This window comes from Limnohabitans sp. T6-20 (assembly GCF_003063505.1).
Taxonomy (GTDB): domain Bacteria; phylum Pseudomonadota; class Gammaproteobacteria; order Burkholderiales; family Burkholderiaceae_C; genus Limnohabitans_A.
The window spans coordinates 365,872-385,190 of record NZ_NERW01000003.1 but is presented as its reverse complement, the minus strand read 5'-3'; the positions used below and the strand labels follow the sequence as shown (position 1 = coordinate 385,190).

The window sequence follows — 19,319 nt, the reverse complement described above, 5'->3', positions numbered from 1 at the left end:
GTGCTGCTGTCGCTCTTGCCGAAAAATGGATTATACCCAAAGATAAAGGCGGCCCCCTGCCAAAAGGCTTCTAGTGGAGCGGCTGTCAGTCCTGTTCTTCGTGCAGGTAGTCGGGCAAGGGGGCCCCGCATTGGAAGCAATATTGCGCGTTGACCAAGTGGCCTTCGCTCAGGCATTGGTGACAAGTTCGTGTGGTGGGCTGGCCTCTGTGGCCCAGCTTGTGGCTGGTCATTTCAGCCGTCACAATGCCGGTCGGCACCGCCAATGTGCCCCAGCCGAGCAGCATCATGGCCGAGGAAATCAGCCGACCCAGATCGGTTTTAGGGGTGATGTCGCCAAAGCCCACGGTGGTCATGGTGGTGATGGCCCAGTAAACCGAGGTGGGGATGCTGGTGAAGCCGTTGGCAGGGCCTTCGACCACATACATGATGGTGCCCATGACCACCACCAGCATGAGCACAGCCGACAAAAACACCAATATCTTGCGACGGCTGGCCACCAAGGCGTTGGCCAGTGACTGGTATTCGCTGACGTAAGCGGCCAGTTTGAGCACGCGAAACACCCGCAAAAGCCGCAGCACCCGCACATCGATCAGGGCATACAACTCCGGAAAGAACAGCGCCAGATAGGTGGGCAACACCGAGACCAGATCGACCACACCAAAAAAACTGGTGGCATAACGCCATGGCTTGGGACTGCAGGCCAGCCGTGCCAGATATTCCAGCGTGAACAAGACGGTGAACAGCCACTCGGCCGATGCAAAAGCGAAACTGTATTGGACATGGATGTGGGTCACGCTGTCGGCCATGACCACGCCGATGCTGCACAGGATCAGCGCAATCAGCATCAGATCAAAGCTTCGGCCAGCGGCCGTGTCGGCTTCAAAAATGACGGTGTACCAGCGCAAACGCCAGCCTGACAGCGCTGGTTGGTGGACAGGTGTGGGCACGTTCGCTTTGGACTTCTTCACCGGACAGGCCTTGACTCAGCGTGCAGGTCGGATCGCGGTTTTGGGGCGGAAGGCCTTGCAGACCTCGTCGCGTGTTTCCATGTAGGGGCCGCCGATCAGGTCCACGCAATAGGGCACGGCCGCAAAAATGCCGTGCACCACCGGTTTGCCGTCGGCATCCTTCAGGCCTTCGAGTGTTTCCGCAATCGATTTGGGCTGTCCCGGCAGGTTGATGATCAGGCTTTGGCCCCGGATCACGGCCACCTGGCGCGACAAGATGGCAGTGGGCACAAATTTCAGGCTGATCTGGCGCATTTGTTCGCCAAATCCAGGCATCTCTTTGTCGGCCACAGCCAGCGTCGCCTCGGGGGTCACATCGCGCAGGGCGGGGCCTGTGCCCCCGGTGGTCAGCACCAGGCTGCAACCGGCATCGACCAGTTCGATCAGGGTGGCGCTGATGCGGTCCTTTTCGTCGGGGATCAGGCGCGGCTCAAACGTGATGGGGTTGAGCAGGGCGCGGGTGAGCCATTCTTGCAAGGCTGGCAGGCCCTTGTCTTCGTAAACCCCTGTGCTGGCGCGGTCGCTGATCGACACGATGCCGATTTTGACGGGGTCATGCAGGCTTTCACTCATCGTCTTCGCTTTCAGGGGACTCATCGCTGGCACCGTCCGTCAGGATGCTGCGGACCAGTTTGAACATCTCACGGTAGGCTCGGCTTTGGCGCGGGGCCAAGCCTTGCGACACCGCCGTGTTGGTCACCGGCACGGCATCTTTGCGGGCCTGGCGCACCAGGGCACGCAGCTGCTGAATGTCGGTTTGCGGGTAATGTGCAATCCATTCGCCCACAGCGGCATCGTCAGCGATCAGGCGGTCGCGCCAGGCTTCGGCCAGGTGCAGGGCCTGGGTGTCTTTGGCGCTGCCCAGGCGCTGAATGTCCAGGGCTTCGCGCACGGCTTGCAGGGTTTCGGGGCTGAGCAAACGCATTTGCTTGCCGATGAATTGCATCTGGCGGCGCTTGCCTTCAAAGTTGGTGATGCGTTTGGCTTCGGCCAGGCCATCGACCAGTTTGTCGGGCAGGTTCAAGCCTTCCATGAGGTCTTTGCGCAGGGTCAGCAAGGCGGTGCCGAGTTCTTGCAGTTCGGTGCTTTCGCGCTTGAGTTCGGTGCGGCTGGGGCCGTCCAGGCCGCCTTTGAGCTCGCGCTTGTACTCCAGGTCGAGTTCGCTGCCTTCGGCAACAAATTGACCGCGGACGAAATAGCCTTTTTTGGGTTTACGGGACATGACTGGGGGAACTCGTTCTCAAGGACAGCGCAGAGGCTGGGTGGCAAGTATCATAGCGGCCACTGCGAGCTGCGCGTTCGCCATCTGCTTTGAGACCATTCCCGTGAAAACACCCACCGCCAAAAAAGCCTCCGCATCGACCGCTATTGCGTCACAGCCGCATGACGGCTTCAGTTATTCGCGTGACCATTTTGAAGGCTTGGTGGACATCGCCCTGCATCACGCGAAAAAGCTGGGCGCGACCAACGCCGGTGCCGAAGCCTCCGAGGGCTGCGGCTTGTCGGTCAGCGTGCGCAAAGGCGAGTTGGAAAATGTGGAACGCAACCGCGACAAATCCCTGGGCGTGACGGTCTATGTGGACCACCGTCGGGGCAATGCCAGCACTTCAGACTTTTCAAAAGCGGCGATTGAGCGCACCGTGCAGGCCGCTTATGACATCGCCCGTTTCACGGCCGAAGACCCCACAGCCGGTTTGCCCGACGAGGCCGACATCGAAACGAACCACCGCGATCTGGATTTGTTCCACCCCTGGTCCATCAACAGCGAAGAGGCGGCCAAATTGGCGCTGGAATGCGAAGCTGCGGCCCTGAAAACCAGCCGCCGCATCACCAACAGCGACGGCGCGGCGGTGTCGGCCCAGCAAAGCCACTTTTTCAGTGCCCACACGCACGGCTTTCGGGGCGGCTATGCCAGCTCGCGCCACAGCATCTCGGTGGCACCGATTGCCAAACTGCCCGGTCGCAACGCCGAAATGCAACGCGATGCCTGGTACACCTCGATGCGATCGGCCAATGAACTGGCTTCGCCCGAAGCCGTGGGCCGTTATGCCGCAGAGCGTGCCTTGTCGCGCCTGGGTGCGCGCAAGATCGCGACCACCGAGTGCCCTGTGTTGTTTGAGTCGCCCGTGGCTGCAGGCCTGTTGGGTGGTTTTGTGCAGGCCGTGAGTGGTGGCGCGCTCTACCGCAAGAGCAGCTTTTTGCTCGACTCGCTGGGTAAAAAAGTGTTCCCCAAGCACATCGACATCGAAGAAGACCCCTTCTTGCTGCGCGGCAAGGGCAGCTCACCTTTTGACGACGAAGGTGTGCGCTCGGTACGCCGCAAGGTGGTCAAGGGCGGGCGTGTGGAGGGCTATTTCCTGTCCAGCTATTCGGCCCGCAAACTGGGCATGAAGACCACCGGCAATGCCGGCGGCTCGCACAACCTGACGCTGACCTCGCGCCTGACGCAAGCGGGCGACAACCTGGACGAAATGCTCAAAAAATTGGGCACAGGCCTGTTTGTGATCGAGCTGATGGGGCAGGGCGTGAACTATGTGACCGGTGACTATTCACGCGGGGCCAGCGGTTTCTGGGTCGAAAACGGTGAGATCGCCTACCCGGTGCACGAGATCACCATCGCGGGCAACCTCAAAGACATGCTGATGGGCATCGAGGCCGTGGGCGCAGACACCTACAACATGGGGGCCAAAACCACGGGCTCCATTCTGGTCAACCGCATGAAGCTGGCGGGCAGCTGAGGCCCGCAGCGCTGTGCAGGCTGAACTCCTGGCGGCGCTGGCCGCCTTGTCATGGGCGGTGGGCAGTTTGTTTTCTGCCGCAGCGGCCAGTCAGATGGGCGCATTCGCATTCACCCGCTGGCGCTTGTTTTTTGCGCTGACCCTGCTCTGGGCGCTGGCGCTGTTCACCGGGCAATGGCGCAGCCTGGATGCTGCCAACGTCGCGTTGCTGGCCTTGTCGGGCTTCATCGGCATTTTTATCGGCGACACGGCACTGTTTGCTTGCATGAACCGCTTGGGGCCGCGCCGCAGTGGGGTGCTGTTTGCCACGCATGCCATTTTTTCCACCTTTTTGGCCTGGCTTTTTTTGGGCGAAACCCTGTGGGGCTGGACCTTGCTGGGCGGCAGTTTGCTGGTCTCGGGCGTGATGGTGGCCATCGTCTGGGGCCGCCGCGAGAGCGAAACCCACGCGTGGGAGAAAACGCAGGGCACTTTGATGGTCGGTGTCTTGCTGGGCCTGTTGGCTGCCCTGTGTCAGTCGGTGGCGACCTTGATGATCAAGCCCTTGATGACTTCAGGGGTGGATGCTGTGGCGGCGTCTGCGGTGCGCACCTCGGCCAGCTTTCTGGCGCATCTTGTGTTGCTTTGGGCGGGTGCGCAGGTGGCGCGGGTGCAAAACCCGTTGGTTGTCAAAACCCTGTTGAACACCTGGGCCAGTGCCGCTGTGGCGATGGCTTTGGGCATGACCTTGATCTTGCAGGCGCTGAAAACCGGGCAGGCCAATCTTGTGGGGATTTTTTCGTCACTCACCCCCATCTTGCTGCTGCCGCTGCTGTGGGTGGTTTACCGCCGCAGCCCCGCTTGGGGGGCTTGGGGCGGTGCGGTCATGGCGGTGCTGGGCTCCGCCATGATCCTGGCTGCCTGATCGCTGGATAAGGCAGCAAGCTGTCAGCCTGCCAAAGCGGCTTTGACCGCGGCAGACACTTGGCCCATGTCGGCTTTACCGGCCAGTTTGGCTTTCACAGCGCCCATCACTTTGCCCATGTCGCCGGGGCCTTTGGCGCCCAGTTCGGTCACGATGGCCTGAACGGCCGCTGTGACTTCTTCGGCCGACATGCGCTCGGGCAGGTACGCCAGCAACACCGCCATTTCGGCTTTTTCCTTGTCGGCCAGGTCTTGGCGGGCGGCTTGTTCAAAAGCGGCGATCGAGTCTTTGCGTTGCTTGATGAGCTTGTCCACGATGGCCACCACGGCCACGTCGTCCAGCTCAATGCGCTCGTCGACTTCTTTTTGCTTCATGGCCGACAACAGCAAGCGGATGGTGCCAAGACGCTCAGCGTCTTTGGCCCGCATGGCGTTCTTCATGTCTTCGGTGATCTGTTCTTTCAGGCTCATGAGAGGCTCCTGGATGTTCGAAAGTGGGGAGGCATAAACGACAAAGCCCGCCTGAGCGTCCTCCAGCGGGCTTGTTTGCAGACCTTTTCAGGCCATGCAAAAGAAGATCAATACATCTTCTTGGGCAATTGCATGCTGCGAACGCGTTTGTAATGACGCTTCACAGCAGCCGCTTTTTTGCGCTTGCGCTCTGTGGTGGGCTTCTCGTAGAACTCGCGGGCACGCAGGTCTGTCAGCAGGCCGAGTTTTTCGATGGTGCGCTTGAAGCGACGCAGGGCAACGTCAAACGGCTCGTTTTCTTTCACGCGGATGGTGGTCATTGAATCAATTTTCCAAAAATGTGCCGGCTGTAGCAACAAGGGAGATCGGGCCCTTGAAACCCAGTTTCGGCGGTTCCCCGTCACGAACTAGTATTTGGCAGACGGGGGTTTGCCAGCAAAGCCTGAGATTATAGCGCCTGCAAAACGGTGACTTGCCGACTTTGTGTGCCCAAAAGCACATCTTTGGGCAAATGTTGAAACGGTCCTGCAGGCCGTCCTCGTGCCCTCAGTCTTGCAAAAAAGTCTGAGTATCTAAAATGCAACACAAATGAAAACATTTTTTGACCATTTAGATCGTCGGATGAGCCGTGCCCAACGCTTTGCAGCGCTTGTTTTGAGTTTGATCGCCCCTTGGTGTTGGGGGCAAGTGGCGTTTGCCGCGCCACCTTCTGTGCGCTCCGCCACACCATCGGTTGTCGTTGTTCTTGCCGGGGGCGGGGCCAAAGGTTTTGCACATTTGGCTGTTCTGCGTCAATTGGAAAACGACCACATTCCGATTGCACGCATTGTGGGGACCAGCATGGGGGCTGTCATCGGCGGTTTATACGCCAGTGGTTTATCAACGAATGAAATTGAACGCGTGATTGGTGGGCTGGACCCCGCGAAAGTTGCGCTTGATCAGCTCAATCGTCTGGAGCTGCCGTCGAGTACCCGTGCGTATCAGCAGAAATACCCGGTTGAGCTGGAGTTCGGGATCAAGAACGGCGGGCTCAACTTTGCCCGAGGCGTCAGTGATGGCCAACGCTTTCTTGCATTGCTGCAGGACCTGACCGCACATGTACCGCCACAGGTCAATTTCAATGATTTGAAGATTCCGTTTCGCGCTGTGGCGACCCGTTATCGCGATGGAGAGATGAAGGTTTTTGACCACGGGGCTTTGCATTTGGCCATCCGGGCCAGCATGGCCGCCCCGGCCGTGTTTGCACCTGTGGAGATCGAGGGTGAGACTTATGTGGATGGTGGTCTGGTGGCCAACTTGCCTGTTGAGGTTGCTTTGCAGGAAGGCGCAGACGTGATCGTTGCGTCGTTTCTGGCGGGGGGCGCGGATGACCGCAACAACGAGCAGGCTAACCATGCGCTGGAGGTAGCCAACCGGATGATCGACATCATGATCCGTCAGAATGAAAAGAGAAATCTGGACTTGCTGCGGCCGCAGGATGTGCTGGTCAAACCGTCCTTGCAAGATGTGGGGTTTGCTGATTTCAACCGTTCTGCCGAGATCGTGCAACGCGGCCAGGCTGCGCTGTCCAATGTCAGCGAGCGTTGGGCTGGCTTGAAATCGCATTTTGCGCAAACCACAGCCAAACCACAGGCCAACCAACTGTCATTTGATCAGCGAGAAAAGCGCATTGTGCTGATTGAAGCCAAAGGTCAAAAAGATGTGCCGGAGACTTACATTCGCTCGGTGTTGTCACCGCTGCTGGAGCAAGAGTTTTCTGTGCGCGAAACTGAGCGCTTCATAGATGAGCTGTATACCAGTGGTTACTTTGACCTGGTCAGTTACGCTTTGGAGCAGCAGCAAGGTGATCAGTACAAGTTGATCGTTCAGGTTCGGGAAAAACCTTACAGCCCACACTTCATGAAAACCACTTTGGGCTTTTCCGCAGAGGCCAACGGTGTGACGCAATTTACGATGGGATTAGGCTACCGACGCCCTTGGTTGACCCCGTCAGGTCTTGAGTTTTCTCTGGATGCCCGAGTGGGGACTCAGTCTGAATTTGCAGCTCGTTTGTACCAGCGCTTGTCCAGCCGCTGGAGTGTGGAAACTGGAGTCGCTTGGGACCGTAACCAGTTGCCTATTTACGGCACTGCAATTGATCGTGACGATTTGAGCACCCAAAAACTCACTTACTTCAACCAAACGCTTCAGACTTGGGATGCGCAGCTGGTCTATGACTGGGAGAGAAAAGCGAATATCAAAGTGGGTCTGACTTCTGGTCGTATACGCCGAACCATGGACACCTACAACGAAATACTGGCTTCTTCTGGTGCGTCAGTCAGTGACTTCAGTTACAACGGGCTGAAGACCCAATTGCAAGTCGACCAACTGGATTCGTTGAGTTTTCCCACTCGGGGTTATTACTTGAACGCCAGTGTTGAGCAAGGAATTTCAGGTAACTCTTATGCAACAGGGCGTTTGAGTGCCAAAGTGGCTTACGGCTTTGGACCGCATTTTTTTAATCTTGGTTTGAATTTGGCCCAAGAGAGGCTGATCCAGGATTGCCAAAAGTGTCAGTCTCCTACGCTCCTGTTTTTGGGAGGCTTTCAGCTCATGGGGGCCTATCGAATGGGGCAGCTGGCAGGCAACCAGCTGGCCCATGCGCAGGGCACTTACATGTATCGGTTGACCGAAGGAGGCTTGCTTAAGCAAAAAACCTACGTGGGAGCCGTCTTGGAAGCGGGTGATGCCTGGCTTCAGGGCGAGGCGATGCGAACTCGTTACAGCGCGACAGCCTTCGTTGCGGTCGACAGCAAGATCGGTGACATCTATCTGGGTGCAGCACGGGGCTCAGGCAATGTCTACAACGTGTTTGTGCAGTTGGGCAGACGCTTCACTTATTGACTGATTGGATCGTTGCGTATGGACATGAACTTCATGAAGATAGATCAGGTGGTGATGAGCGGTGACGGGTTTTACCAATCCATGGCCTATCACGCTTACCAGAGCTTGCCCTTGGGAAGTTTTGCCTTGCAGTGCATTTTGTGCGTGCTGAGTATTGCAGCAGGTTATGCCGCACGCCATGTGGCAATGGGGCGTTTCACTGTGACAGGCCGCTGGTCGGGCTATGTCCATCATGCTGTTCAAGTCATGGGCCCTGCTGTGGTGGCGGTGCTGACTCTGTCGGGTTTTTTTGGTGTGGGCTGGCTTCGTGGCCTGACTGCATATGAATTGATGGTGTTGTGGAAGGTGCTTTCACTGACTTTGTGGGTGCTGGTCATTCGCACGGTGGGTTGGTTTTTCCGTCATGTTCTTCACCCACATGAGGTCCTGCGAATTTTTTTGCACCTGATTGAGTGGTCGGCTGTCGCGGTGGTTGTACTGACATTTTTTGGATTGTTTCAACCCATCACCACCCTGATACAGGCCATTGAATTTTCCATTGGCGAGCAGGTGTTCAAGGGTGCCAACATCGTCACCGGCGTGCTCATGGGCGTGGTGGCGCTCACGGTGGCAGGGCAAATTGCCGACTTGGTGGACCGCTTGCTCAAGCGCTATGCACGACAGAGCACGATACAGGGCAATGACGCCTTGATTCTGACGCGCCTCTTCAGTGTGGGTCTCTTTGTGTTCACTCTGGTGGGGGTGCTGGTCAGCTCAGGCGTGGATCTGACCACACTGGCAGCATTTGCCGGGGCCATGGGCATTGGCTTGGGTTTTGGCTTGCAGGAGTTTGTTGTCAATTTCGTGAGTGGCTTGTACGTGCTGCTTGAGCGTGCGCTCAAGGTGGGCGATTACGTGACCATCGACAAGATCACCGGGCGGGTGGTGCAGATGAGTAGCCGCGCCGTGGTAGTGCGTGACGCCGTGGGCACTGAAAGCTTGATCCCCAACAGCAGTGTGATCAAGGGCGTGTTGCAAAACCACACCCTGAGCAACGACGATTTTCGGGTGTCCTTCGTTTTGAAAATTGCCGATGTGGCCGACTACCCCCGGGCTCGGGAGTTGATTTTTCAATCACTCCAGACGTCTGCTCGCGTCTTGCCAGAGCCGCCAGGAGATGTGCTGATCGCCTCTGTTGCAGCCAGTGAGGTGACGCTGGAGACCAGTTTTTGGATCAACGATCTGCAGAACGGTCAAAAACGCCTGGTCTCGGAATTGATGTTCGACATTTGCATGCGCTTTCGCGCCGAAGGCCTGCCGCTGGCCTCAGAGAGCGCTGAAGCCTTCAAGCAGCCCATCACAAAACCCGTGTCAGCGATGGCCTGAATTCAGGTCTTGATGTGTGCAGGCAAAGCCTGCGCACAGGCATGGGCGCTGGCCCACGCCCACTGGAAGTTGTAACCCCCCAGCCAGCCGGTCACGTCCACCACTTCGCCAATGAAATACAAGCCGGGCTGTTTGGACTCCATGGTTTGCGAAGACAGGTCGCGGGTGTCGACGCCGCCCAAGGTCACTTCTGCTTTTTTGTAGCCTTCGCTGCCCGTGGGCGTAAGAGTCCAGTTCGACAGCGCTTCGGCCAATTTGTTCAAGGCTTTGTCGGGCACTTCGGCTGAGGTGCGTTGCAAGGCCGGGTCCTGGCTGACCCAGGCTTCGGCCAAGCGGCTGGGTACCAAGGTGGCCAATTCGTTGCCCAGTAATTTTTTGGAGCGCAGCTTGGCGTCTTGCAAACGTTCGGGCAGCTTGACGTCGGGTGCCAGATTCAGTCGGATGGGTGTGCCTTCTTGCCAGTAGCTCGAGATTTGCAGCACGCCGGGGCCTGACAGCCCGCGGTGGGTGAACAGCAGGTCTTCGTCAAAGTGCATGCGGGTTTTTTTCTCACCCGTCTCAATGCCCACTGGCAAAGCCAGGCCCGCCAGTTGGGCATAAGGTGCCCAGGCATCGCCGTCAAACGTCAAAGGAACCAGGCCCGGGCGGCGCTCGACCAGGCGCAGGCCAAACTGGGTGGCCACCTCGTAGCCCCAGCCCGTGGCGCCGATCTTGGGGATGGACAAGCCGCCCGTGGCCACCACCAGCGAGGTGGTTTGCACCGGGCCTTTGTCGGTTTCCAGCACGTAGTGCGTGGTTTGAGCGTCTTGTGTGTGGTGCCGCACAGACTTCACTGCGCAAGCGCTCCATAGCGTCACGCCCCCGGCTTCGCACTCGGCCAGCAGCATGCGGATGATGTCTTCGGCCGAGTGGTCGCAAAACAGCTGACCTTTGTGCTTTTCATGGAAAGCGATGCCGTGCTTTTGCACCAGATCGATGAAGTCCTGCGGGGTGTAGCGCGACAGGGCCGAGCGGCAAAAGTGCGGGTTCTGGCTGATGAAGTGCTTTTGCGGTGCCGATGCGTCGAGCAAACGGTTGGTGAAGTTGCAACGTCCGCCACCCGAGATGCGGATTTTTTCCGCCATCTTGTCGCTGTGGTCGATGACCAGCACCTTGAGGCCGCGCTGGCCTGCCTGACCGGCGCAAAACAAACCGGCAGCCCCGGCACCCACGATCACAGCATCCCATGTATTCATGGGTCAGGAGTGTAAGCGGCGGGGTTGAGAATGCCCGTTGCCGATGCCGTTTGGGGCGGAGATCGTCTTGTGTGGGGTACTTGTCTTGTGTGGGAGGTCGCCCCTGCGACCGAATGTCTAATGGATCAAGGGAAAATGCTTCAACCACCATCCGCGAGCAGGGGCTCGCTCCCACAGGGCGGCATCAGGTCAAGCGGTTCGCTGAGCCTCTGTGTATGGCTTAGCCTGTTGCCAAGCCCGTGCCCCCTGCACCACATCGCCCACCACAATGATGCTGGGGCTTTGCAGGCCTTTGCGCTGCACCGTGCTCACCAGTTCACCCAACGTGGTCAACGCTTGGCGCTGTGCAGGCAAGCTGACGTGCTGCACCACGGCCACGGGAGTGTGGGTTGGCAGGCCTTGCAGCAAGCCTTGGCTGATGTGATCCAGGCTGCTCACGCCCATGTAAATTACCAACGTCAGCTTGGACTGGTGGGCGGTGGTGGCCAGTTGCGCCCAGTCGGTGCCGGTGTCGCCGGGCTTGGCGTGGCCGGTCACAAACACCACGCCATGTGCATGTTCGCGGTGGGTGAGCGGTGCGCCCAGGCTGCTCATGCCCGCCAGGCCCGAGGTGATGCCGTTGACCACCTCGACGTCAATGCCCGCTGCGCGCAGGTGTTCGACTTCTTCGCCGCCCCGGCCAAAGATGAAGGGGTCGCCGCCTTTGAGGCGCACCACATGCTCACCTTCTTGCACGGCGGTGATCATCAGCTTGTCGATGAAGGCCTGAGGCGTGCTCTTGCAGCCGCCGCGCTTGCCCACATTCACGATGCGGGCGCTGGGCGAGGCGTGTTCGAGCACCGCGTCGTTGACCAAGTCGTCCACCAGCAGCACGGTGGCGCTGGCAATGGCTTTCACGGCTTTGAGCGTGAGCAGCTCCGGGTCGCCGGGGCCTGCGCCCACCAGCGTGCAGCGGCCTTGATGAAGTGCTGTTGCTGTGCGGTCATTCGCGAGCAGGGGCTCGCTCCCACGGGGGATGGGGCTTGAAGTGCTTTTGTGTTCTGTGGGAGGCTGCCCCAGCGGCCGAAAGCTTGCCGTGTCAGCGCATCCATTCGCGAGCAGGGGCTCGCTCCCACAGGGGGGCAGGACATGGTTCATGGGCTCACCTCGCGCAGGATGTGTTGAACTTGCAAGGCAATGGCCCCCGGCACCGGCAAAAGGCCTTGCAGCACATGTTCGGTGTAAAGGGCGGTGGCCGCAGCGTCGGTCGTGGGCAGTTCGGGCACTTGCACGAGTGAGCCTTCTTGTTGGTTTTGCACGCGCACCGTCTGGCCATTTTTGAAAACATCCATGGCCGGGGTGCGGCGGGCATCGGCCACGGGCTCGCCTTCGGTGCCGCGCAGCAGCAGGGCATGCTGGCCCGTCAGGGCAAAGGTGGCCGACATCGACAGCAAATATTCGGGGTGGGTGTAGCTGCTGACCACCAGTGCGGGGCCATCACAGGGTTTCATCAGTTTCACCAGGCTGTGCCCGGGGTTGCGCAGACCGACCACGCGGCGCACGGCCAGCAGGCGGTCCAGTCCAGCGTTCAAAACGCCGGTGGGGATGAACTGCACTTGTCCGGCCTCAGCAGGGCCCACACGATCCACAGGGGTTACGCCCAGATGCGCGAACACCGCTTGGCTGCTCACGCGTTTGTCTTCGGTGGCCGCGCCGTGCACGACCACAGCCACGCCCTCGCGTGCCAGCAGCAGGGCCAAGAGTGGCGTGAGCACCGGCAGCTTGCGGGCCCCGTTGTAGCTGGGCAGCACCACGGTCGGTGTCTGGCCAATGCGGACCTTGTTCAGCCGGGCATGGGTGGCGTCCAGAAAACCCGCCATCTCTTCGGGCGTTTCGCCCTTGATGCGCATGGCGATGCAAAACGCGCCAAGCTCCAGATCGCTCACTTGCTGGTCCAGAACCTGGCCCATCAGGTCGGCAGCTTGCTCGCGGCTGAGCGCACGCGCCCCGTCTTTGCCGCGCCCGATGTCCTTGATGTAGTGGCTGATTCCCATGCGCGAGATTGTGCTGGAAACCAGATAACCGCTGGTTATATGGGTATGGCGTTCAGGCTGGTGCCATACCGTGCTGGCGCTTGAGTAGGTCGCAGGCTGGCGACTGCCAGAAGGCCAGCAGCGTACGCATCGCATCGGCTTGGCTGCTGGTGGCAGCCACTGAACCTGAAAACGTGGTGATGATCTCCACCGCCGGGGGCAGGCCGCCCACGATGGTGATGCCCTGCACACCCAGCATTTCGCTCAGTTGCTGAAAACCCAGCGCCACTTCGCCCAGCGCCACCAAGGAGCCCACGGGCACGCCCGGCTTGGCCTGCACGATGCGCGGGGCGATTTCGTGCGCGATGCCCCAGGCTTCGAATTGCTTGGCCAGTTGCACGCCGCTCGGGCCGGTGGAATAGCCCAGCGTGGGCGCGGCCAGAACAGCGGCTTTGAGCGCGGCTTCGGTCGAGATGTCGGGCACGGGCTGGCCCTCAGGCACGGCCACCGCCACACCCGAGCGCACCAGGTCGGCGCGGCTGCCCGTCAGCACATGGCCGCTGCCGATCAGTTTGTCGATGGCGTCGCTGGCCAAAACCACGCCGTCAAAGGCTTCGCCTGCCTGCACGCGCTTGGCCGCATCGACGCCGCCGACCGACTCGACCTGCACTTGAAAGTGAGGGGTCTGCGCTTGGTACAGAGCCACCAGATCGGCCAGCAGCGGCTTGGTGGCCATGGATGAAATCAGTCGGAGTGTGGTCATGTCGGGGCTTTGAGATAGGTCGGGCTGATGTGGGAGCGACGCCCTCGTCGCGAAAGCTTCCTCGTGCGTTGCGAAAGGCTCAAAAAACCATTCGCGACGAGGGCGTCGCTCCTACAATGGATTATCGCCAAGCCCCCAGCAATGGCCCATGCCCCGCTTAAACTACCTGTTATGCGAATTTTGGGTATCGAATCTTCTTGTGATGAAACGGGCGTGGCGCTGGTGGAGACCACGGGTGAGGCTTTGCCGCGCCTGCTCTCGCACGCTTTGTACAGCCAGATCGAGATGCACCAAGCCTATGGTGGCGTCGTGCCCGAGCTGGCCAGCCGCGACCACATCCGCCGGGTGTTGCCCCTCACGCGCCAAGTGCTGGCTGAGGCCGGGGCCACATTGAGTGACATCGACGTGGTGGCCTACACGCGTGGCCCCGGCTTGGCTGGGGCCTTGCTGGTGGGCTCGGGCGTGGCCTGCGCGCTGGCCGCGTCTTTGGGCAAGCCCGTGCTGGGCGTGCACCACCTCGAAGGCCATTTGCTTTCACCGTTTTTGAGTGCCGACCCGCCCGAGTTCCCCTTCATTGCCTTGCTGGTGTCGGGTGGGCACACCCAGCTGATGCGGGTGGACGGCGTGGGTCGCTACGAACTGCTGGGTGAAACGATTGACGACGCCGCAGGCGAAGCCTTTGACAAGTCGGCCAAGCTGATGGGACTGCCTTACCCGGGTGGCCCAGGCCTCTCGCGCCTGGCCGAGCAGGGCAATCCTGCGGCTTACAAGTTGCCCCGCCCCTTGCTGCACAGCGGTGACTTTGATTTTTCTTTCGCGGGCCTCAAGACAGCCGTGCTGACCCAAAGCCAGAAGATCGGCCCCGCCGCCCACACCGAAGGCGCGCCCGAGCGGGCCGACTTGGCCGCATCGACGCAGGCCGCGATTGTGGAAGTGCTGCTCAAAAAATCCATGAATGCGCTCAAGGCTACGGGCATGAAGCGTTTGGTGGTGGCCGGAGGCGTGGGGGCCAACCGCGAGTTGAGGGCTCAGCTGAATGCCGCCTGCGCCAAAGCCCAAGTGCGTGTGCATTACCCCGAGCTGCACCTGTGCACCGACAACGGCGCCATGATCGCCATGGCGGCTGCCATGCGTTTGCAGTCGGGCGCGCAGACGGCCGAGGCGCGTTACAGCTTCGATGTGAAACCGCGCTGGCCTTTGCACGAACTGGTTTAAGCCACCGTGCGTCTGCGTCTGCGTGCGCGTTCGCTGAGCTGTCCTTGTGGGAGAGAGCCCCTGCTCGCGAAGGTGTGCTGACCACAACGTTCATTCAAGGGCAAAGGGCAAGCAGGCATTCGGCCGCAGGGGCGGCCTCCCACAGTGGCAGCCTCTCCGCAGGGGCTGCCTCTCCACAGGGAACACCCCCACGGAAATACCTCTCAGAGGGAGCTCCTTTCACAGGGCCCACATCTGGCGGGAAATACCTCTGACGGTCGCTCATCCTTCAGACAGTTACACTTCGCGCCTTTCTGGTCTCAACTCGCTTTGAGCGGGTTCTGTTTTTCATATGCTTTTGTCCTTTATGTCTTCCCGCCGTGCGCTGGTTTCTCTGGCTGCAGCCTTGTGCTTTGCACCTGCTTGGGCGCAATCGCCAGCCCCCATCAAGCTGGCCCTCATCGAGGGCCTGAGCGGCCCATTTGGCAACACGGGCGAGGCGGTGGTGCGCAACATCGCCTGGGCGGTGGAGCGCGTCAATGCGCGTGGTGGGGTCAAGACCGCGCAGGGCATGCGCCCCATGGTGCTGGAGCGCTACGACAGCAAAGGCCAAAGCGAAGAGGCTTTGTCGGCCCTCAAATCGGCCGTCGACGATGGTGCGCAGGTGGTCTTGCAAGGCAACTCGTCGGCCAATGCCGCCGCCTTGATCGATGCCATCAACAAACACAATGAACGCGAGCCGGCCAAGCGCGTGCTGTTCTTGAATTATTCAGCGGTCGACCCGGCGCTGACCAACGAAAAGTGCAGCTTCTGGCACTTCCGTTTTGACGCGCACGCCGACATGCGCATGACGGCTTTGATGCAGGTCTTGCAGAGCGACAAAAAACTCAAGTCGGTTTACCTGATTGGCCAGGACTACAGCTTTGGCCAGGCCGTGCTGCGCGAAGCCAAACGCCAGCTGGCCGACAAGCGTCCCGATGTGAAGGTGGTGGGTGACGAGCTACACCCCATGGGTCGGGTGAAAGACTTTTTGCCCTACGCTGCCAAGATCAAGGCCAGTGGCGCGCAAGCGGTCATCACGGGTAACTGGGGCAATGATCTGACGCTCCTGGTCAAGGCCGCGAGAGAAGCGGGTTACGAAGGCAAGTTCTTCACCTTTTATGGCAACGCCTTGGGCGCACCTGCTGCACTGGGCGATGCGGGCGTAGACCGCGTGATCGCGGTGGCCGACTGGCTACCCAATGTGCCGGGCAAGGCCAGCGAGGCGTTTTACCAGTCCTTCCGCCAGCGCTTTGCCAAACCTTCCGAAGACTATGTGCACGTGCGCATGCAGCTGATGGTGGAGGCGCTGGCGCAGGCGGTCGAAAAAGCGGGCAGCACCGAACCGGTGGCCGTGGCGCTGGCCCTTGAAAAAGCCCGCGTCAGCATGGCCGGACAGACCGGTTTCATGCGCGCCGAAGACCACCAGTTTCAGCAGCCGCTGGTGGTGGGCGTGATGCAGCGCCAAGGTGAACCCGGCGTGCCCTTTGATGTCGAAGGCTCAGGCTATGGCTTCAAGGTGGTGCGGCAGATCAAGGCTGAGCAGGCCCGTCTGCCCAGCAGCTGCAAGATGGTTCGCCCCGGCTGATCTTGGGGGCGCTGTGATGCAGTGACGCGCTGTAGGGCGGCTATTGAGCGCTGCTGGCAAGCTGGGGTGTGCTGGTTTGTACCGTCTGCCGTTCTGACTTCAGGCGTGCGCGGTATTCCCACGGTGGCTCCGGGCGGGTGGGGCCTTGTCCTTGCCACAGACCCCCGTGTGTTTGACGCGCTTGGCGCTCAGCTTCTTCATAAATGACGCGGTCTTCAGGGCGCTGTTCGCGCTGGTACTGTTTGTAATGCCAAGCCCAACCCGCTTGCACTTGTTGCAAGTTGATGTCTTTCTCGCCGATAAGAATTTTGCCAACGATGCGGCCATAGCGATCGCGTTTGTCAAATTCCACGGTCACGGCTTGGTCAAACACCGCCTGTGACAAGTGGGCCTTTGACTTTTGTCCATAAGGCTGGGTTTTTTCGGGCGCATCAATGCCGCCTAGCCGAATCACGTGCTGTTGGCGCTGGCCATCCAGCACTGTGACGGTGTCCCCGTCGGCCACTTTGACCACACGGCCTTGCAGCTGATCGGCCCAAGCCTGCGAAAAAATCCCCAGTGCCAGCCAAGCGATGCCCAGTGTTGGTCGAAGCAGTGGCAGGTTGTGCCATGGCCCCATCAAATGGCTTCACCCACGGCGTCTTTGACGCAATTTTTGAGGTTGCTGTTTGTGGCAGCGCCTGCCCATTTTTCCTCACAGGCCTCAGCCGAGCAGCTGGTGTTTTGTGCATCAGCAGCGGAGCACAACAAAGCCAAAGTGAAAATTGCAAATAGTTTAGGCATGATGACTTTGATGAGTAATTCATCAAAATCATATCCATTATTTGTATTGGCAAATGTGGTTTAACCCTTTGTACGAGGGAAAACGGTTGGACCTCAGCGGGTTTCCCGTTCCACGTCTTGCTGGAAACTGGCGTTTCGCAGGTGGTCGTGCTCGGCCATCCAGCTGCGGTAGACGGTTTTGAAATCGTGCACGATTTGGTTCAGCGGCATGTCGTCAAAGGTGCCGCGCTGCTTCACGTACTCCATGTGCCGGTTTCCTGCTTTGTCAAACGGGTGGTAAATCGAATCGTTTCGCCCGTCAAACTCCAGCGGCAACAGGCCGAACTTGTCGCACAGCTCGATGTTGAAGGCGGGTGTGGCCTTGACCCATTGACCGTCCAGCCAGATTTCGGCATAGCCGTGCCAGATGAACACATCGGTCTGCATGGTCTGGCGCAAACGCTCGGTGCTCAGGTGGTTGCGCACATCGGCGTAACCCAGCCGGGCGTGCAGTCCGGCGGCGCGGCAAGCCGCCGCCATCAAGGCCGCTTTGGGCACACACCAACCCGAGCCCTGGGCAATCACCGAGCTGGCGCGCATGCCCTCGGTGGACAGCTCGATGCGGTACGGGTCATAACGAAACTGGTCGCGCACCGCCAGGTACAGCGACACCGCGCGTTCGCGGTCGGTGGCGCCTTGCGCGTGCTGGCGCGCCAAAGCGATCACGTCCGGGTGGTCGCTGTCGATCAAGGCCGTGGCGGCCAGCGTGGCGGGGGAGGGCAGGTCGGTCATGCGGTTCACTGTAGCGTGCGCGGCAGCACTGGGGTGTCACGCTGGCTATAGTGGCTCGTCGCGCTCTGGGTGGGGCGCTGTTCATGAAAGGCCCTCATGGCTTCGGTGTTGAATTTCGGAGCGGTGCGTGTGCACCTGGGAGAAAAATCGGGCAAATACCCCGATGGCAACCAGCTCATCGTGCAGGGCGCTGACACGCGCGTGGCCTTTGACACGCCCGAGGTGGCCAACCGCATCGGCCCCGAACTGGACACGGTGGACCTGGTCATCCTGGGCCATGTGCACGAAGACCACATGGCGGGGCTGCACCGCCTGCCCCAAGCCCGCGTGCAGGTGCACGAGGCCGACTTGGCGGCGGCCCAATCGTGGGACGGTTTGTGCCAACACTACGGTTACCCCGCAGAGGTGCTGGACGCCATGCACGCCATCGTGCAAAAGGATTTTCATTACCAGCCCCGACCCGACGCCACGGCTTACAGCGACGGCGCGGTCTGGGACCTGGGCGGCGGCGTGCGGGTGCGGGCGCACCACCTGCCGGGCCACACGGCGGGGCACTGCGCCTTGGTGGTCGAGAGCGAAGGTCTGGCCTTCATTGGCGACATCGACCTGAGCGGCTTTGGCCCGTATTACGGCGACGCCACCTCCAGTCTGAGCGACTTTCGGCAAACCTTGAAGAAAGTGGCAGAGCTGGACGCCCGCATCTGGGCCACCTCGCACCACAAAGCGGTCATCACCGATCGGGCGCAGTTTTTGGCCGATTTGGAGCGCTTTGCCAGCAAGATCGACGAGCGCAGCGCGCAACTGCTGGGATATTTACAAACGCCGCACAGCCTGGACGAGCTGGTCAGCCGCCGCCTGCTGTACCCGCAAGGCTACGACGTGCCCTTTGTGCCCTGCGCAGAGCGCAACACCATCGGCATGCACCTGGCCGAGCTGCACGCGCAGGGGCAAATTGCTTGGCAAGGCGATGGCCGGTATGTGGCGCTTTGACTTGGCGTAAGGGACAGACCCAAAAAAAGCCCCGAGCCGCAAAGCCCGGGGCGTCAATCAACAAAAATGTCAGGCAACTGCAGGAAGCATGACGAGGTCAGTATACTGTAAATATAAACAGTATTTTAAGTCGCCCACACCATGCACGCCCCAGACACCCCACAAGCCCTGCCCCCCGGAAACTGGTGGCTGCAGGCCTTGCCCGCCTGCATTGCGGCGGGTTTTCCGTCACCCGCCGAAGACCACCAGGTCGAGCGCATCGACCTGATGCAGCAACTGGTCAAGCACCCACAGGCCACGTTTTACATCCGCGTGCGCGGCGAAAGCATGCGCGATGTGGGCATCCTGGATGGCTCGGTGGTGCTGGTGGACCGCGCCATCACACCGGCCGACGGCCAGATCGTGTTGGCCGTGGTCGATGGCGACTTCACCTGCAAAACCCTGCGCCTGAACCCGCAGGGCCTGCGCCTGCAAGCGGCCCACCCTGACTACCCCGACATCGTGCCCAAAGACGGCCAAAGCGTGGATATCTGGGGCGTGGTGGTGGCGACCATCCACCAACACGCCACCTGATC

The 19,319-nt window shown here is 60.2% G+C and carries 20 protein-coding genes; 9 read left to right on the top strand and 11 right to left on the bottom strand.

Annotated elements, in window-relative coordinates; all coding sequences use genetic code 11:
- Positions 1-85: 85 nt before the first annotated feature.
- Genes B9Z33_RS12540 through yjgA form a run of 3 tightly spaced genes read right to left on the bottom strand, consistent with a single transcriptional unit; the run spans position 86 to position 2,231 of the window.
- Entirely contained in the window at positions 86-970 is an 885-nt protein-coding gene (locus B9Z33_RS12540) for an ion transporter (protein ID WP_233252824.1), read from the bottom strand.
- 15 nt (positions 971-985) lie between these two features.
- Positions 986-1,582: a molybdopterin adenylyltransferase gene (mog, locus tag B9Z33_RS12535; protein WP_108287365.1), complete on the bottom strand. Its 597-nt coding sequence runs from the start codon at positions 1,580-1,582 to the stop codon at positions 986-988.
- Positions 1,575-2,231, bottom strand: a complete 657-nt coding sequence (gene yjgA / locus B9Z33_RS12530; RefSeq protein ID WP_108287364.1) for a ribosome biogenesis factor YjgA — start codon at positions 2,229-2,231, stop codon at positions 1,575-1,577. Before yjgA ends, mog begins: the two co-directional genes overlap by 8 nt.
- Between yjgA and pmbA the strand changes: the two genes are divergently transcribed.
- Both pmbA and B9Z33_RS12520 read left to right on the top strand, forming a co-directional pair.
- Complete coding sequence (pmbA, locus tag B9Z33_RS12525) at positions 2,230-3,747, top strand: metalloprotease PmbA (RefSeq protein ID WP_369916745.1); 1,518 nt, start codon at positions 2,230-2,232, stop codon at positions 3,745-3,747. The genes yjgA and pmbA overlap by 2 nt on opposite strands.
- A gap of 13 nt (positions 3,748-3,760) precedes the next feature.
- A complete protein-coding gene (locus tag B9Z33_RS12520) occupies positions 3,761-4,651 on the top strand; it encodes a DMT family transporter (protein WP_108287362.1) in 891 nt (296 codons plus the stop codon).
- Between the two features lie 23 nt (positions 4,652-4,674).
- Here B9Z33_RS12520 and B9Z33_RS12515 read toward each other — a convergent pair whose 3' ends face one another.
- Entirely contained in the window at positions 4,675-5,121 is a 447-nt protein-coding gene (locus B9Z33_RS12515; RefSeq protein ID WP_108287361.1) for a GatB/YqeY domain-containing protein, read from the bottom strand.
- A 107-nt stretch (positions 5,122-5,228) separates the two neighbouring features.
- Positions 5,229-5,441, bottom strand: coding sequence for a 30S ribosomal protein S21 (rpsU, locus tag B9Z33_RS12510; RefSeq protein WP_108287360.1), 213 nt, complete (start codon positions 5,439-5,441; stop codon positions 5,229-5,231).
- Between the two features lie 268 nt (positions 5,442-5,709).
- Here rpsU and B9Z33_RS12505 point away from each other — a divergent pair, with 268 nt between their 5' ends.
- Both B9Z33_RS12505 and B9Z33_RS12500 read left to right on the top strand, forming a co-directional pair.
- A complete protein-coding gene (locus tag B9Z33_RS12505; protein WP_108287359.1) occupies positions 5,710-8,004 on the top strand; it encodes a patatin-like phospholipase family protein in 2,295 nt (764 codons plus the stop codon).
- Between the two features lie 33 nt (positions 8,005-8,037).
- Positions 8,038-9,369 carry a mechanosensitive ion channel family protein gene (locus B9Z33_RS12500; RefSeq protein ID WP_158270214.1) on the top strand — a complete coding sequence of 444 codons (1,332 nt, stop codon included), beginning with the start codon at positions 8,038-8,040 and terminating at the stop codon, positions 9,367-9,369.
- Positions 9,370-9,371: 2 nt separating this feature from the next.
- On the opposite strand, the gene B9Z33_RS12495 is transcribed toward B9Z33_RS12500, so the two are convergent.
- The 4 genes from B9Z33_RS12495 to B9Z33_RS12480 all read right to left on the bottom strand — a co-directional run bounded on the left by B9Z33_RS12495 (position 9,372) and on the right by B9Z33_RS12480 (position 13,379).
- On the bottom strand, positions 9,372-10,604 hold the full coding sequence (locus B9Z33_RS12495; protein ID WP_108287357.1) for an NAD(P)/FAD-dependent oxidoreductase: 1,233 nt from the start codon (positions 10,602-10,604) through the stop codon (positions 9,372-9,374).
- 189 nt (positions 10,605-10,793) lie between these two features.
- The gene (gene cobA / locus B9Z33_RS12490; protein ID WP_108287867.1) at positions 10,794-11,600 is read right to left on the bottom strand and encodes a uroporphyrinogen-III C-methyltransferase; all 807 of its coding nucleotides are present in this window, start codon (positions 11,598-11,600) and stop codon (positions 10,794-10,796) included.
- Between the two features lie 137 nt (positions 11,601-11,737).
- The gene (gene ybiB, locus B9Z33_RS12485; protein ID WP_108287356.1) at positions 11,738-12,637 is read right to left on the bottom strand and encodes a DNA-binding protein YbiB; all 900 of its coding nucleotides are present in this window, start codon (positions 12,635-12,637) and stop codon (positions 11,738-11,740) included.
- Positions 12,638-12,689: 52 nt separating this feature from the next.
- Positions 12,690-13,379, bottom strand: coding sequence for a substrate-binding domain-containing protein (locus B9Z33_RS12480; RefSeq protein ID WP_108287355.1), 690 nt, complete (start codon positions 13,377-13,379; stop codon positions 12,690-12,692).
- A gap of 171 nt (positions 13,380-13,550) precedes the next feature.
- Here B9Z33_RS12480 and tsaD point away from each other — a divergent pair, with 171 nt between their 5' ends.
- Both tsaD and B9Z33_RS12470 read left to right on the top strand, forming a co-directional pair.
- A complete protein-coding gene (tsaD, locus tag B9Z33_RS12475; RefSeq protein WP_108287354.1) occupies positions 13,551-14,594 on the top strand; it encodes a tRNA (adenosine(37)-N6)-threonylcarbamoyltransferase complex transferase subunit TsaD in 1,044 nt (347 codons plus the stop codon).
- 346 nt (positions 14,595-14,940) lie between these two features.
- Positions 14,941-16,200 carry a branched-chain amino acid ABC transporter substrate-binding protein gene (locus tag B9Z33_RS12470; protein WP_369916744.1) on the top strand — a complete coding sequence of 420 codons (1,260 nt, stop codon included), beginning with the start codon at positions 14,941-14,943 and terminating at the stop codon, positions 16,198-16,200.
- Between the two features lie 40 nt (positions 16,201-16,240).
- Here B9Z33_RS12470 and B9Z33_RS12465 read toward each other — a convergent pair whose 3' ends face one another.
- On the bottom strand, positions 16,241-16,819 hold the full coding sequence (locus tag B9Z33_RS12465) for a thermonuclease family protein (protein ID WP_108287352.1): 579 nt from the start codon (positions 16,817-16,819) through the stop codon (positions 16,241-16,243).
- Between the two features lie 3 nt (positions 16,820-16,822).
- Between B9Z33_RS12465 and B9Z33_RS15470 the strand changes: the two genes are divergently transcribed.
- On the top strand, positions 16,823-17,047 hold the full coding sequence (locus B9Z33_RS15470) for a hypothetical protein (protein ID WP_146183867.1): 225 nt from the start codon (positions 16,823-16,825) through the stop codon (positions 17,045-17,047).
- Between the two features lie 29 nt (positions 17,048-17,076).
- Here the strand turns inward: B9Z33_RS15470 and B9Z33_RS12460 are convergent, their stop codons facing one another.
- On the bottom strand, positions 17,077-17,754 hold the full coding sequence (locus tag B9Z33_RS12460; RefSeq protein ID WP_108287351.1) for a transglutaminase family protein: 678 nt from the start codon (positions 17,752-17,754) through the stop codon (positions 17,077-17,079).
- A gap of 96 nt (positions 17,755-17,850) precedes the next feature.
- Here B9Z33_RS12460 and B9Z33_RS12455 point away from each other — a divergent pair, with 96 nt between their 5' ends.
- Positions 17,851-18,744: an MBL fold metallo-hydrolase gene (locus tag B9Z33_RS12455; RefSeq protein ID WP_108287350.1), complete on the top strand. Its 894-nt coding sequence runs from the start codon at positions 17,851-17,853 to the stop codon at positions 18,742-18,744.
- Positions 18,745-18,885: 141 nt separating this feature from the next.
- Positions 18,886-19,317, top strand: coding sequence for a LexA family transcriptional regulator (locus B9Z33_RS12450; protein ID WP_108287349.1), 432 nt, complete (start codon positions 18,886-18,888; stop codon positions 19,315-19,317).
- Positions 19,318-19,319: the final 2 nt, after the last annotated feature.